The organism is uncultured Flavobacterium sp. (genome assembly GCF_963975515.1).
In the GTDB taxonomy this organism is placed as follows: Bacteria; Bacteroidota; Bacteroidia; order Flavobacteriales; family Flavobacteriaceae; genus Flavobacterium.
Window position 1 is genome coordinate 323,713 of record NZ_CAXBGY010000003.1, and the last position, 15,183, is coordinate 338,895.

The 15,183-nt window shown below is 26.8% G+C and carries 12 protein-coding genes; 7 read left to right on the forward strand and 5 right to left on the reverse strand.

All coding sequences use genetic code 11. The features are described from left to right. Window positions 1-48: 48 nt before the first annotated feature. From AAC008_RS06200 to AAC008_RS06210, 3 genes are read left to right on the forward strand one after another with little or no spacing between them, the layout of a single operon-like run. Window positions 49-1,029 carry a GNAT family N-acetyltransferase gene (locus AAC008_RS06200; RefSeq protein ID WP_339888097.1) on the forward strand — a complete coding sequence of 327 codons (981 nt, stop codon included), beginning with the start codon at window positions 49-51 and terminating at the stop codon, window positions 1,027-1,029. After that, a complete protein-coding gene (locus tag AAC008_RS06205; protein WP_339888099.1) occupies window positions 1,026-2,129 on the forward strand; it encodes a DegT/DnrJ/EryC1/StrS family aminotransferase in 1,104 nt (367 codons plus the stop codon). The genes AAC008_RS06200 and AAC008_RS06205 overlap by 4 nt, the downstream gene beginning before the upstream one ends. Continuing rightward, the gene (locus tag AAC008_RS06210) at window positions 2,130-3,404 is read left to right on the forward strand and encodes an O-antigen translocase (protein ID WP_339888100.1); all 1,275 of its coding nucleotides are present in this window, start codon (window positions 2,130-2,132) and stop codon (window positions 3,402-3,404) included. A 1-nt stretch (window position 3,405) separates the two neighbouring features. On the opposite strand, the gene AAC008_RS06215 is transcribed toward AAC008_RS06210, so the two are convergent. Both AAC008_RS06215 and AAC008_RS06220 read right to left on the reverse strand, forming a co-directional pair. Further along, the gene (locus AAC008_RS06215) at window positions 3,406-4,818 is read right to left on the reverse strand and encodes a DUF6056 family protein (protein ID WP_339888102.1); all 1,413 of its coding nucleotides are present in this window, start codon (window positions 4,816-4,818) and stop codon (window positions 3,406-3,408) included. Window positions 4,819-4,820: 2 nt separating this feature from the next. Next, on the reverse strand, window positions 4,821-5,972 hold the full coding sequence (locus tag AAC008_RS06220; RefSeq protein ID WP_339888103.1) for a glycosyltransferase: 1,152 nt from the start codon (window positions 5,970-5,972) through the stop codon (window positions 4,821-4,823). A 396-nt stretch (window positions 5,973-6,368) separates the two neighbouring features. Between AAC008_RS06220 and AAC008_RS06225 the strand changes: the two genes are divergently transcribed. Next, on the forward strand, window positions 6,369-7,463 hold the full coding sequence (locus tag AAC008_RS06225; protein ID WP_339888105.1) for a glycosyltransferase: 1,095 nt from the start codon (window positions 6,369-6,371) through the stop codon (window positions 7,461-7,463). 4 nt (window positions 7,464-7,467) lie between these two features. Beyond that, window positions 7,468-7,866 (forward strand): FdtA/QdtA family cupin domain-containing protein, encoded by a 399-nt coding sequence (locus tag AAC008_RS06230; protein WP_339888107.1) that lies wholly within the window; start codon window positions 7,468-7,470, stop codon window positions 7,864-7,866. On the opposite strand, the gene AAC008_RS06235 is transcribed toward AAC008_RS06230, so the two are convergent. Both AAC008_RS06235 and AAC008_RS06240 read right to left on the reverse strand, forming a co-directional pair. Next, window positions 7,841-8,788, reverse strand: coding sequence for a glycosyltransferase family A protein (locus AAC008_RS06235; protein WP_339888108.1), 948 nt, complete (start codon window positions 8,786-8,788; stop codon window positions 7,841-7,843). The genes AAC008_RS06230 and AAC008_RS06235 overlap by 26 nt on opposite strands. A gap of 23 nt (window positions 8,789-8,811) precedes the next feature. Further along, window positions 8,812-9,936 carry a glycosyltransferase gene (locus tag AAC008_RS06240; RefSeq protein WP_339888109.1) on the reverse strand — a complete coding sequence of 375 codons (1,125 nt, stop codon included), beginning with the start codon at window positions 9,934-9,936 and terminating at the stop codon, window positions 8,812-8,814. A gap of 752 nt (window positions 9,937-10,688) precedes the next feature. Between AAC008_RS06240 and AAC008_RS06245 the strand changes: the two genes are divergently transcribed. Next, window positions 10,689-11,300: a hypothetical protein gene (locus AAC008_RS06245; protein WP_339888110.1), complete on the forward strand. Its 612-nt coding sequence runs from the start codon at window positions 10,689-10,691 to the stop codon at window positions 11,298-11,300. Here the strand turns inward: AAC008_RS06245 and AAC008_RS06250 are convergent. Further along, window positions 11,269-11,952, reverse strand: a complete 684-nt coding sequence (locus tag AAC008_RS06250; RefSeq protein ID WP_339888112.1) for an ATP-binding cassette domain-containing protein — start codon at window positions 11,950-11,952, stop codon at window positions 11,269-11,271. The two genes, AAC008_RS06245 and AAC008_RS06250, sit on opposite strands and share 32 nt — an antisense overlap. A 173-nt stretch (window positions 11,953-12,125) precedes the next feature. Here AAC008_RS06250 and AAC008_RS06255 point away from each other — a divergent pair, with 173 nt between their 5' ends. Next, a complete protein-coding gene (locus AAC008_RS06255; RefSeq protein ID WP_339888114.1) occupies window positions 12,126-15,140 on the forward strand; it encodes a tetratricopeptide repeat protein in 3,015 nt (1,004 codons plus the stop codon). The last annotated feature ends 43 nt before the right edge of the window (window positions 15,141-15,183 follow it).

The window sequence follows — 15,183 nt, forward strand, 5'->3', positions numbered from 1 at the left end:
AAATTAAGTTATTCAGTTAAGAATTTGAATTAATTCATAAAAATAGTTGTGAAAAACATCACTATAAAACAATATACATCTGATTATTATTCACTTTGGAACGAATTTGTAGCTAAAGCCAAAAACGCTACTTTCTTGTTTCACAGAGACTTTATGGAATATCACCAAGATAGGTTTCAAGATTTTTCCTTACTTATTTTTGAAGACGAGAAATTAGTGTCAATTCTTCCAGCCAATAGAGTAGGAGATACTTTATTTTCTCATCAAGGACTTACTTATGGAGGTTTTGTTTTAAACGATAAAATGTTACTTTCAGATTCAATTGAAGTTCTGAAAAAAGCATTGATGTATTTAAATATAAACGGAATTAAAACTCTAAACTTAAAATTAATTCCAACTATTTATCATAAACTTCCATCAAGCGAAATCGATTATATTTTATTTTTATTAGAAGCCAAATTAAACAGTAGAGATAGTATTGCTATTGTAGATTTAGAACATAAACTACCAATTTCTAGAATTAGAAAACGTGGAATTGAAAAAGGTATAAAAAATGAATTGATTCTTAAAGAAGTTGATACTTTTGATGAATTTTGGAACGAAATTTTAATTCCGAATTTAGAAAATAAATATCAAGCAAAACCGGTTCATTCTCTTGACGAAATAACTTATTTGAAAAGTAAATTTCCAAAATTTATTAAACAATATAATGTTTATCACAAAACTAAAATTGTTGCAGGAATTACTGTTTTTGAAAAAGGAAAAGTAATTCATCCACAGTATGTTTCTGGAAATGAAAAGACAAATAATGAATTAGGAAGTTTAGATTTTTTATACAATCATTTGATAAACGAAATTTACAAGGATAAAAAATATTTTGATTTTGGACCTTCAAGTGAAAATCAAGGTAAAAAATTGAATGAATCGTTGCATTATTTTAAAGAAAGTTTTGGTGCAAGAACTATAAATCAGGATTTTTATGAAGTTAAAACAGCAAATTTTAGTTTGCTAGAAAATGTATTAGTATGATAAAATTTCTCGATTTACAAAAGATAAATGCTCAATATCAAGACGAATTTCATCAAAAAATGCAATTGGTTTTAGATAAAGGTTGGTTTATTTTAGGTGATGAAGTAAAGCAATTTGAAACTGATTTTGCTAAATTTACAAATACTAAACACTGTATTGGAGTCGGAAATGGTTTAGATGCTTTAGTTTTGATTTTTAAAGCCTACATTCAATTAGGTTTTATGCAAAAAGGAGACGAAATCATTGTTCCTGCAAATACTTATATTGCTTCCATTTTAGCAGTACTCCAAGCTGATTTAGTTCCAGTTTTAGTGGAACCAAAGTTAGAAACTTACAACATGAATCCAGAATTGATTTCAGAAAAAATAACATCAAAAACCAAAGCCATTTTACCAGTTCATCTGTATGGACAATTATGTGAAATGGATAAAATTAATGAAATTGCCAAACAACATAATTTATTAGTTGTAGAAGATGCAGCACAATCTCACGGTGCTCAATTCGACAATCAACAATCGACAATCAACAATCTTAGATCAGCTTCAGCCTATAGTTTTTATCCAGGAAAAAATTTAGGAGCTTTAGGCGATGCGGGTGCAATTACAACTAATGATGATGATTTGGCTAAAGTATTGTTTTCATTGCGAAATTATGGTTCAGAAAAAAAATATCATAACGAATACGTTGGTGTAAATAGTCGTTTAGACGAAATTCAAGCCGCTTTTTTGAATGTAAAATTGCCTTATTTGAAAGGTGAAAATGCTAAACGAAAAATCATTGCAAAGCGCTATTTGTCTGAAACAAAAAATGACAAAATCACTTTGCCTTATTGGGATTTTTTAACTAATCATGTGTTTCATTTGTTTGTCATTCGAACAGAAAACAGAAATAAATTACAAGAATTTTTGAAAGAAAATGAAATTGAGACTATGATTCATTATCCAATTCCTCCTCATAAACAAAAAGCTTTTTCTGATTGGAATTCTTTATCATTTCCATTAACCGAAAAAATTCATAATGAGGTTTTGAGTATTCCAATTTCTCCCTTAATGACTAATGAGGAAGTTAGCAAAGTGATTCAAATTTTAAATCAATACTAATTGAATATTTTTAAACAAATAGCTCAAAAAGAATTATTCAAGATCACTTCATTGAATAGTGTTAGCGTTATTTTAAAAATTATTATAGGATTTGTTTCCTCAAAAGTAATTGCGATTTTTATTGGTCCAAGTGGAATGGCTTTAGTTGGAAACCTTCGTAATTTCGTTGCTTCAATAGAAGGTGTTGCTACTTTAGGATTTACTAATGGAATTGTAAAATACGTTGCTGAAAAAGAAAAAAATCAAGAGGAATTGAAACGGTTTCTATCCACTATTTTTATCACATTGTTTTTTGTGATTCTAACTTTGAGTGTCTCTCTTTATTTTTTAGCAGATTATTTGAATGAAGAAGTTTTTGGAACCTATTTTCAGTTTCAAGCGATTTTTAAAGCATTTGCCTTGGCTTTGCCTTGGTATATTGCTTCAATAGTTTTAATTTCAATAATTAATGGTTTTGGAGAATTCAAAAAAGTAATTTACATTAACATTATTGGTAATATTTTAGGACTAATAGTTACAGTTATTTTAATCTATTTTCATAAGACATTTGGTGCACTTTTGTCTGTTATTTTGTCACCATCAGTTTTGTTTTTTGTCACTTTGTTTTTTATTCATAAAAAGATAAATTTATTCCAATTAATTTCGATAAATTCATTTGACTTTTCAGTTTTGAAACCTATGTCAGAATATTCATTAATGGCATTAATTTCCATGATTTTTGGACCAATGGTTTACTTAGCTATTAGAAATTCAATAATAGAAGATTTAGACATAAATCAAGCTGGTTATTGGGAAGCAATTACTCGAATTTCAAATTATTACTTATTGTTTTTAACAACTGTTTTATCAGTTTATTTTCTGCCAAAACTTTCAAAATCAACTTCAAATGAAGAAACAAAATCTGTCTTTTGGAGTTATTATAAAGAGATAATTCCATTTTTTTTGGTTGGATTAGTTATGGTTTATTTTATGAAGAATATCATAATTCAAATTTTATTTACCAATGAGTTTTCGGCTGTTTCAGATTTATTCTTTTGGCAATTGTTAGGGGATTTTTTTAAAGCTTTATCTTTAATTTTGGGCTACCAGTTTTTTGCCAAGAAATTAACGAAAGCATTTATTATTACCGAAATAATTTCCTTAATAATTTTGTGGTTTTCAAGTACTTATTTGTTGCGTATTTATGGACTTGAAGGCATTGTAATGGCTCACGCATTTACCTTTTTTATGTATTTTGTAGTTTTGGGAATTTTCTTTAGAAAAAGTCTGATTTAATTTATTCTGTAAACTCAGTTTCAGAAGGTTCAACAGTTACAGATTTACCATAATATTCAGAAATATCTTGATTTTTCCAATTTTCTAAATCATTCGTTAAACCCATAATAATATCCTGATGAATTGTTTCTGGTTTCTTTGTCAAAGCAGGAACAATAATTTCTTTTTCCTTCGAATTTTTAATCAATTCAAAACGGTTTTTCATTTGATTGTTATATGAATAGGCTTTACCATTAACCAAATCTTCATATGCATTTGTAATAGGCGAGTCTGAAAAAGTAAAGAAAATTACAAGTAAACTTAAGGCTGTTTTAGTTGACTTATTGAATTGAATTTCGATATCATATTTAACTTTAAGAAAATTCAGTAGACACAGAATAGTATACAATCCAGAAATAATAAAATAGAAATAAATACTATTTAAAGATCTATCAGCAATCATATTATTTTGTATAAAAAAGCTTGGAAAAAGGCTCAAAAAAAGCAAGGAAATCAAAATTAAAAAAGACCATTTTGGGTGCAGAAATTTATAATGATTTTCTTGAATTATTTTATAGGTCTTCTTAATATATAATAAGATAAAAAGTAATAACAAAGGCAACCATTTTAAAAAGAATAAAACAGAGTGAATTGTAGATTTGAATATGGAATTAAATAAACTATGTTTTCCAACAATTGTCATTGTTTCACTTCTCGCTGCATTTCCTGGTGCAAATAATTCTAAACTACCAAAAACGACTGCAAATATTGCTAGTAATAAAAGCGGCAAATCAAGTTTTTTAGTTGTCCAAAGTTGGTAAATAAAATACACACCAATTAAAGCCAAATTTAATAGGGTTACAATTTCATTACAACCCATTGAAAAAGCTATGAATAATAGAGATAAAAACAGGTAAATATATTTATTTGTAATTTTAAATTTAATAAAAAATGAAATAAATAATAAAGTCAAAGTAACACCAAACTGATAAGTTATTGCTGCTGGTAACCAATAAAAAGCCGAACAAACTTCTGGAACTTGAATAAAATAGAGGATTATAATTAAACTACTAATTGCCCATTTTTTTGAAGTAGATATTGAATAAAAAATATTCGAAATAAAATATTTTACAGCAAAAACAAAAAGGAGAAGTAACGCAATTGGAATTATTTTATAAAAATAAAAATCCCCAAAATACAACGGACTAAAAAACAGCAAACCATTCGAAAAATATCGACCACTCCAATTGTTGTAATGCCAAAAATGCACATCATATAGTCCATGTTTTAATGATAAATTTGTTAAGTAGAAATCATCAGTTGCGGGATTGTTAAAAAACGATATAAGAACAAAAGGTATTAATATCACTACTAATAATCTTATTAGAAGTTTATCTGTTTTTAATGAAAATATGCTTTTTATTAAATTATTCATCTTTAATTTTTACTAGAATTCCATTTATCTAAATAAGTTTTAGCTATTTTAATGCAATCATGTTCTTTTTTTACAAATTTGCTTGCATTTTGACCAATTTCAATCAATTTTGATGGGTTTTCGATTAAAAATGATAGTTTTTTGACTAAATCATTCACATCAGGTAAAGCATTAATTGCAACTTCATTTTCTTCTAAATGATAATACTCTAAAAACTCTTTATCTGCACCAGTTAAAACTACTTTTCCTTTTGCCATTGCTTCTAAAGCATTATAACCTTGATCATAACCATAAACTTGGTCTAACAAAATGTGACAATCATTATATATGCTGATATATTGCTTGTAAGGAATATTTGTAGTGATTTGAATATTGACTTTGTCTTTATATTTTTCTTCTATAATTTCCAATGCTTTTTCGAAAAAATGAACCCCTTTTTTAAATGAATTTCCAGAATTTATACCTAAAAAAATATTGATTTTGCCTGAAATATCTAACTCTTTAGGTTCAATTTGAGTAAGATTTATTGGATTTGGAATCATGCCAATATATTTCAGATTTTCTTTTAATGGATTTACGTAATCTAAATCTGTAGCAATAACTCCAGCAATATTTTCATATAAAAACTGATGAATTTTTTGATGCGTTTTTGTCAAGTATTCAAACATAAATGCATATTGTTCTTTAGCTTTTTCAACTTTTTCAAAATAAGGATTCATTATAGAATATCTTTCTTTTTTTTGAAGCATGTGATTCAAAGTCATAAAATCAACGCCACTACACAAAAGAAAAACCTTTTTATTTTGATTGAATATTTTTTTCAGCAAATAAAATTCAAATTTCTGTGTCGTCTGAATTGGAGCTTCATTAATCAATTGAACAACATCAAAATTTCTCAACTTATTCAAATGAAAATAAAAACGAAGGCCACGTTCAATTTTAGAAATATCAAACTTAGTGGTTCTATAAATTATTTGTCTTGGAATATTTCCTAATTTGCTTTCGCACCAAACAGAACGATTTGAATAATCCGAAGGATAGTTTTTAAAGCCATCACCATTATTGATTAAGACAACTTCGTGACCTAAAGCAACCAAACCTTCTTTCAAAGAATTGTGCAATCGACTAAACTCACCTACAAGTAATATTCGCATTTAAAAAATTATTTTACATTTGCTAAAATACATAAAATTTAAGATTGTTGATTAACGATTGTTGATTTTTGAAGCTGTTCACTCACAATTAAATTTAATGTAAAGAAAATACAGATTACACAAATTTACACAGATTGTTAGGTTTTTTGCTTATTATATTATTTCTAAATTAATTTTCTACATAACTGTTATTAGTAATAATTGACAATTTTTATCTCTGAACTTGTTTCAGGGTGTTTTTTATTTCATATTTTACAAAAAAAATCTGTGTAAATTTGTGAAATCTGTGAAAAATTTGGTAATCTTAATTAGTTGTAAAGTTTTCTATAAAAGGTTTTTTATTTATGCAACTTTGTAACTTCTTTGTGTAACTTTGTGGAATAACCCCATCAATAATTGAATAAAACTAATAAACCTTTAAAAATCTGTTTAACAACGGTTTCACTTTCTGGTGGTGGAGCGGAAAGATGTGCTGCGTCTTTGTCACATTATTTTGTAAATCAAGGTTTTGAAGTGCATCACGTGGTTTTAGCTGGAGAAATTAAATATGATTACTCAGGTGAATTATTACATTTAGAAACCTTAAAAGATAAAAAGAATAGTATTTTTAGTCGTTTTAAAAGATTTTTTGCGTTAAAAAAATATTTCAAGAAACACCAATTTGATATAATTATTGATTTTAGAGTCAAGGAATTTTATTTACAAGAATTCATTATTCATAATTTTATCTATAAAAAATTTATCCAGACAATTCACAGTAACGCTATTGAACATTATATTCCAAAAAATAATTTTTTAGCCAATCAATTATACAAAAAAGCATCAGGTTTAGTGGCAGTTTCAAGTGAAATTGAAAAGAATATTCAAGATAATTATTCTTTTAAAAATCTGACTCAAATTTATAATCCTATTGATTTTTCAAGTATTGAAAAGTTTAAATCTGAAGCAACTAATTTAGATTTTAAATATATCTTAGGAGTTGGAAGAATGGAAGATAACGTAAAACAATTTGATCATTTAATGGAAAGTTATTCCAATTCTAATTTACCAAAAGAGAATGTCAAATTAGTTATTCTTGGTGAAGGAAAATTGAAACAAAAATGGCAAGATTTAGCTAAATCGTTACAACAAGAAAACAATATTGTCTTTTTAGGAAATGTACAAAATCCATATGCTTATTATTCTCAAGCTTTATTTACAACTATGACAAGTAAATATGAAGGTTTTCCAATGGTTTTATTAGAATCATTAGCTTGTGAAACTCCAGTTGTTTCTTATGATTTGCATTCTGGTCCAAGCGAAATAATTTTTCAAAATGGAAACGGAATTTTAGTCGATAATCAAAATAAAGTAGCAATGACTGAAGCTTTAAACGAAATGATTTCAAATAAAGAATTATATTTACATTGTACACAAAATGCTAAAAGTAGCGTTGAGCGATTTTCATTAGAAAGTATTGGAAATGAATGGTTACAAATTTTAAAGAATTAGAATAATGAACATAGAAATAATAGACATTCCAAAAGTAGAAGATTATAGAGGAAATTTGGCAATCATTGAAAAAGATGTGGTTCCTTTTGAAATTAAACGTGTTTATTATTTGTATGATGTGCCAAGTTCTGCACAACGTGGTGGACATGCACACAAAGATCAATTTGAATTTTTAATAGCTCTTTCGGGAAGTTTTGATGTGGTTTTAAACGATGGAAAATCTATTCAAAAAGTGACTTTAAACAAACCAGATAAAGGCTTATTAATTAAAACTAATGTTTGGAGAGAATTAGATAATTTTTCTTCTGGAGCCGTTTGTTTGGTTTTAAATTCGGATGTTTTTTTAGAAGAAGATTACATCAGAAACTTTGATGATTTTATTTCGTATTTGAGTAAGAAGTAAGTTTAATTCCTTTTTGAACCAAGAACTTCTTAAAATTTGAAACTAATTTCACAATTGAAGTTGGAAAAAGCAGTAAAAATTGTTGTTTTCTGTTTAAGTTTTTTAAATCTATTTGTTTGATAATTTCTTTACTTTTTTCTTCGTTTCCTTCAAATTTTAAATGTTTGGCTAAAACATAACGTTCAAAATCTAGATATTTTTTTAAATTAGGATTTTTTAGCGCTAAATCATCATACTTACTATAATCGGGCAAAGATTTATCAGAAATTTTTGAAGTTGTAATTTGGTTTTCAGATTGCATATTGTATTGCATTCCAAACACGTTAAAATAAGCCAATTTGAATTGCGAATTTACTCGAATATTAAAATCAATATCTTCAGAAAAAGTTAATGTTTCATCATAAAAACCAACTTTTTTAAAAACCGATTTGTGAAAACAAACAGAGCCATGATTGTAAATTCCTTGTTGTAAGTTATGCTTGAAAAAATCAATAATTTGCTTAGCATTTTTGGCTAAAAACTTAGTTCCGTTTTGTGGAATTACAACCTTGTTTCCATAAACTTCTTCATAGTTTGTTGCAAATATTTTAGCTTCTTTAAAAGTATCAATTAACTCTTTTATTAATTCTAGAAAATTAGGTTTCCAAACATCATCAGCGTCTAAATAAGTAATGTATTCAGCTTTTGCATTTTGAATTCCAGTATTTCTTGTTGCAGATAATCCTTTGTTTTTTTCGTGATGAATCAAAGTTACTTTTTCAGATAAATAAGATTCAATTTTAGAAACACTTTTGTCAGTAGAACAATCATTTACAATAATAACTTCAAAGTCTGCATAGGTTTGATTGAGAATGCTTTTTAAAGCACTTTCAACGTAGTTTTCTTTGTTGTATAGTGGAATGATTGCTGTAAAAAATGGCATTTTAATTAATTATGAATTGTAAATTATGAATTATGAAATTTATGCTGAACACTTTTTTCTTCTTCAAATATATAATCAAAAATGGAATTCCAACCGATAAAATCAGGTTTCTTTGAAATTAAAGTTTTGTCGAAAATTAATTTATTTTCAATAAATAGTTTTAATTTTTCAGCCAATTCTTCTGGTATTGTTGGATTAAAAAAACTCACTTTGTCATATTTACCAACAGTTTCTTTAGCATAAGGTAAATCAGAAGCAAAAATAGGTTTGTTAAATTCTTTAGTTTCAGTTAATGGCAAACCCCAAGTTTCTAGTTTTGAAGGAAATAATAAAGCGTCCATAACTTCATAATAACCAGCAACTTCACTTCTATTTAGTTTTCCAATGAATTTAAAGCAATTGTGATTTGAATATTTATCATAAATTGATTTTGCATACTTATTTTCGTTTCCAGAAATGGTAAAATGAACTTCAATTTTATCTTGAATGTCTTTTGGTAAAAGTAAAATAGCTTCACAAGCACATTCGAAATTTTTGAACATTCTAGGAAAACTAGGGTAAAAGAAGTGAACTTTTTTAGGATTCAATTCAATTTTACTATAATCAATATTAACTTGAGTTTCTGGATAAGCAACTTTGCAGTTTTTAAGAGAAAACCATTGTTCAAATTGATTTTTTATCCAATATTGTTGCACAAAAACGACATCATTTGAATGAATGTTTATTTGGGTTAAATATTTATAAAATTTTGAAAATAAGCCAATTTTAAATCCAAAAAGCCATTCTTTACTGCTTAATTTGTAAAAAGGGGCAGGATTATGATAATAGACATATTTCTTCTTAGAAACTACATTTGGAGATAAATCATGCATTGAAAACCAAATATCAGCATTGAGATCCTTAGATAATTTTTTAAAATAAAAATATTCATAATACAATCTAGAAAGCCAATTTCTTTTCGATTTTGGAAATTCAATGAATTCAATATTAGGAATTGGAAATAATTTCTTAGAATTTACTAAAGCAATAACCTTTATATTCTTGTTTGCAGTATATTTTTCTAATTCTACTAAACAATCCGTCATTATTGAAAGTATTCCACTATCAACAACATTTATTCCAGAAATTACGATTGTTTTTTGATTCATTATAATTTAAATATACCGTATTTAGATTGTAAACCATACAAAACTACATTTCTAAATTCAAATTACAATAATTTAGTTATTTTTGTTTAAATGTTTTTGAATTGAAAAAAGATATAGAAAAGTTTAAACCTTATTTGAAGCTATTATTTATTGGAATAATATGTATTTCTGTTTTTTATTTTTTAATGCAATTAGAATATCAAACGTATATTTTTCCTGATACATATTCTTATTTACAATCAATAAATCAACTTTATAGTGATTTTACATTTAACGACCACAGACCATTTTTATTTTCATTTTTAAATGGAATACCTTTACTGTTTAATTTACCTAACGAATATATTTTAAAATGGAGTTTACTACTAAATATATTAGCCTGGCTAGGAACTATTTTACTTATTTATAGAATTATTACATCTATAACATCAAAAAAAAGAGCTTTTGTTTTTGCATTATTTTATGTTTTTTTAATAGGTAGTTTAAGTATTGTGTTTCATCTACTAACTGAACCAATTTTTACATTTTTTTTACTTTTAATTGTTTATTTTTTTAGGGAGTTTGAAGTTACTAAAAACAATAAGTTTTTATCTTTTGCAATAGCTCTTTTACTATTAAGCCTTTTAATAAAACCAATTCTGAAATTTTTTATTTTAATTGTAATTATCTTTTATTTTAAAAACATTTTTAAAGTTTTAAAAAGCAAATTTTCAATAATAATATACATAGCTACAAGTTTAGTTTTTTTGCAAATGTATTCCATAAAAAAAACTTACGGAGATTTTACTATAAGTACTATTGACACTTCAACTTATTATAACTATTTGGGTACAAAAGCTGATTGTTTTAAAAACAATATTGAGTTTGAACAAGGACACAATCAAAGGCATTTGTATTTTTCAAAATTATCTCTTTTAGAAAAAAAAGAAGTTGCAATTGAAGATTTAAAGCAACAACTAAAGTCAAATAAAATAAATCTATTAAAAGCTTATTTTTCTAATTTATATATAAATACATCTAAAGGAAGTGCAAGTGTCTTTGGTTGTGATAACAAAATGAATACAAGGTACTTTAGTGCTGTTCAATTTGTTTTTAAAGCAATCTCAAAAATACAAAATATACTTTTTACACTGTTTGGTGTAATTGCATCGATAATAATTTTAATAAGAAATAAAGAGAAAGAAAAAACACTAAAAATGGTTTCTTTGGCAATATTGTATTTATTTTTTATATCAGGTGTTTCTAGTGATCAAGGTGATAGATTACATTTAGTCTTCTTTCCACTAGTGATAATTTTAATGGCAAAGTTTTTTAATGATAAATACATTAAAACTAAACCGTTCTTTGCACTACTTCAAAAATAGTTCCGTCTTCTAATTTTAGTGTTTTTGTTGGAAATTTCATAATTAAGGCATAATCATGCGTTGCCATTAAAATCGTTTTTCCGTTTTCGTTGATGTTTTTTAATACATTCATAATTTCAACCGAAGTTTGTGGATCAAGATTTCCAGTTGGTTCATCGGCTAAAATTAATTCAGGATCATTTAATAAAGCTCTTGCAATGGCAACACGTTGTTGTTCTCCACCAGAAATTTGATGAGGCATTTTGTGTGCTTGCATTTTCATGCCAACTTTATCTAAAACTTCTTCGATTTTTAAATTCATTTCGGCTTTTTCTTTCCAGCCAGTTGCTTTTAAAACAAACAATAAATTATCATGAATATTTCTATCTGGCAACAATTTAAAATCCTGAAAAACAACCCCTAGTTTTCTTCTTAAATACGGAATGTCTTTCTCTTTTAATTTACGTAAATCATAGTCAACAATACTTCCTTCACCTTCAAGTAAAGCTAAATCACCATAAAGAGTTTTTAATAAACTACTTTTTCCTGCACCGGTTTTTCCTATCAAATAAATAAATTCACCACGTTTTACTTCAAGATTCACATTAGATAAAACTCTATTGTTTTCTTGATTTATGGATACGTTTTGTAAGGAAAGAATGGTTTCTGCCATGATTTTATAGATTTATTGTGTAAATGTAATAATAGTAATGTTCTATTCAAAATAATATCAATCAATTGTAAAAAAATAACAAATTTGTTTAAAACCTTGTTCACAATATAAACTATGCTTCACCCGTTAGTAGTCATATATAACTTATATTTGAGATTCTAAAACCGGATAAAATGAAGCTTACAAAACACATTTTTTATTTATTACTATTCTTTCAAACCACCTTTGTTGTAGCGCAACAAACAGCTATTTATTCGCATGAATTAAAAGAATTTGATAGAGCAGTAGAACTTTATAAAGACAAACAATATCAATCGGCTCAAATTATTTTTGATAAAGTAATCAATACCGTTTCAAGTACAGATGTAAAAGCAGATTGTGCTTATTATATTGCTAATTGTGCTATTCGTTTAAACCAAATGGGTGCAGATCAATTAATGGAAGATTTTGTGGAAAAATATCCAACAAGTACAAAACAAAATCAAGCATTTATTGAAGTAGCTCATTATTATTTTGATCAAAGCAATTATCCTCAAGCGTTAAAATATTTTGATAAAGTAGATGAAAATGGTTTGACAACTTATGAAAGAGAAAAATTCAATTTTCAAAAAGGATATGCCTATTTTACAGCAAAAAACGTAAAAGAATCTTCAAATTACTTCAATAAAGTAGTTAATTCTAAAGAATTTGGAAATCAAGCCAAATATTATTTAGGTTATTTAGCTTATGAGACTGACGATTTTAAAAAAGCCAATGACTATTTCGACAAAGTATCAGACCAAGATAGATACAAAGAAAAAATGGGTTATTTTCAGGCTGATATGAATTTTAAATTAGGAAATTTCCAAAAAGCAATTGATTTAGGTTTAGCTCAAATGTCAAAATCTAGAGGAACTGAAATAAGTGAATTGTCTAAAATTATTGGAGAAAGCTACTTTAATTTAAAACAATATGACAAAGCAATTCCATATTTAGAAGATTACAAAGGAACAAGAGGAAAGTGGAATAACACAGATTATTACCAACTAGGTTATGCTTATTATCAACAAAAAGATTACGAAAAAGCAATATCGCAATTCAATAAAATTATTGGTGGAAATGATGCTGTGGCTCAAAATGCTTACTATCATTTGGCAGAATGTTATTTGCGTACAGATAAGAAAAATCAAGCATTAACAGCTTTTAAAACGGCATCTGAAATGGAATTTGATTTAAAAATTCAAGAAGATGCTTATTTAAATTACGCTAAATTGAGTTACGAAATTGGAAATTCATTCAAAAGTACTCCTGAAGTTTTACAAGCTTATTTGACTAAATATCCAAATTCGTCTTACAAACAAGAAATAAATAACTTATTGATTAGCTCTTATATCACATCAAAAAATTATAAAGAAGCTTTAGTCCTTTTGGAAAAAAATAAATCTCCAGAAAATCGTCAAGCTTATCAATTGGCAAATTTTTATAGAGGTTTAGAGTTATATATTGATGGAAATAACAAAGAAGCTTTAAGTCTATTCAAGAAAGCAATCACAGAAAATAAAGATCCAAAATACACGGCAAGAGCACTTTTCTGGAAAGCTGAAACAGAATATAATTTAGATCAATTTAGTGAAGCTAAAATTACATTTAAGCAATTTCAAAACAATAGTGCTTCAGCTTCTACGCCAGAAAACACAAACATTAATTACAATTTAGGGTATACTTATTTTAAATTGAAAGAATACGATAATGCTATTTCAACTTTTGGAACTTACATAGCTTCAAACAAAAATGATAAGACAAGACTAACAGATGCTTACTTACGTTTGGGTGATTGTAATTTTATTTCAGCAAAATATTGGCCAGCAATGGATGCCTATAATAAGGTAATGGAATTAAAAAGTCCAGATGCAGATTATGCAGCCTATCAAAAAGGAATTAGTTATGGTTTCGTAGGGAAAAATGACAGGAAAATAGATGATTTAGAAAATTTTTCAAAAGTATATCCTTCATCACAATATGCAGATGATGTTTTGTATGAACTAGGAAATACTTATGTAAATGAAAACAAAGTAGATAAAGCCATTCAGACTTTTGATAAATTAATTGCTAATCATAAAACAAGTTCTTATTTAGCAAAAGCGATTTTAAAACAGGGTTTAATTCATTATAACAACGGAAAAGAAGATTTAGCGATTGCAAAATTCAAAAAAGTGGCTGCTGATTTTCCAAACTCACCAGAAGCTTTAGAAGCAGTTTCTACAGCACGATTAATTTATATTGATAATGGTAGAGTAGATGAATATGCTGCTTGGGTTAAAACATTAAATTTCATTGAAGTTAGTAATGCAGATTTAGATAACACAACTTATGAATCAGCAGAAAAACAATATTTAATGAATAATGCAAAACAAGCTATTTCTGGATTTACAACCTATTTAGGTAGTTTTCCAAATGGTCTTCATGCATTAAATGCTAATTTCTATTTGGCACAATTATATTATGCAGATGGTTTAGAAAATAATGCTATCAAACATTATGAATATGTAATTAGCAAAGCTAGAAGTGAATTTACTGAACAAGCTTTAGCGCGTTTAGGTCAAGTTTATTTAAAGGCAAAATCATACGATAAAGCAATTATTGTTTTAAAACGATTAGAAACAGAAGCAGATTTTCCTCAAAACGTAACATTTGCTCAATCTAATTTGATGAAATCCTACTACGAGAAAAAAGATTATACAAATGCTGTGACTTATGCTGATAAAGTATTGTCAAATGATAAAACAGAAGATAGAGTAAAAAGTGATGCGCAAATTATTGTCGCTCGTTCTGCTATAAAAACGGGTGATGAAGGAAAAGCAAAAATAGCTTATCAAAACCTACAAAAAATAGCAAAAGGTGAATTAGCAGCAGAAGCTTTGTACTATGACGCTTATTTTAAAAACAAAGACGGAAAATTTGCTGATTCTAATAAAATTGTAGAAAAATATGCTAAAGATTATTCGGGTTATCAATATTTTGCCGCTAAAAGTTTAGTAATTATGGCAAAAAATTATTACCAATTAAAAGATAGTTTTCAAGCGACTTCAATTTTGAAAATGGTTATTGAGGAATATGATGAATATCCAGAAGTAGTAACAGAAGCAAAGGATGAATTAGCAACAATTAAATCAGAAGAAGCAAAACGTAATTCTTCAATCCAAGAGTAATAAAATCAATAAAGTCTGTCATGCTGAACTAGATTCAGTATCT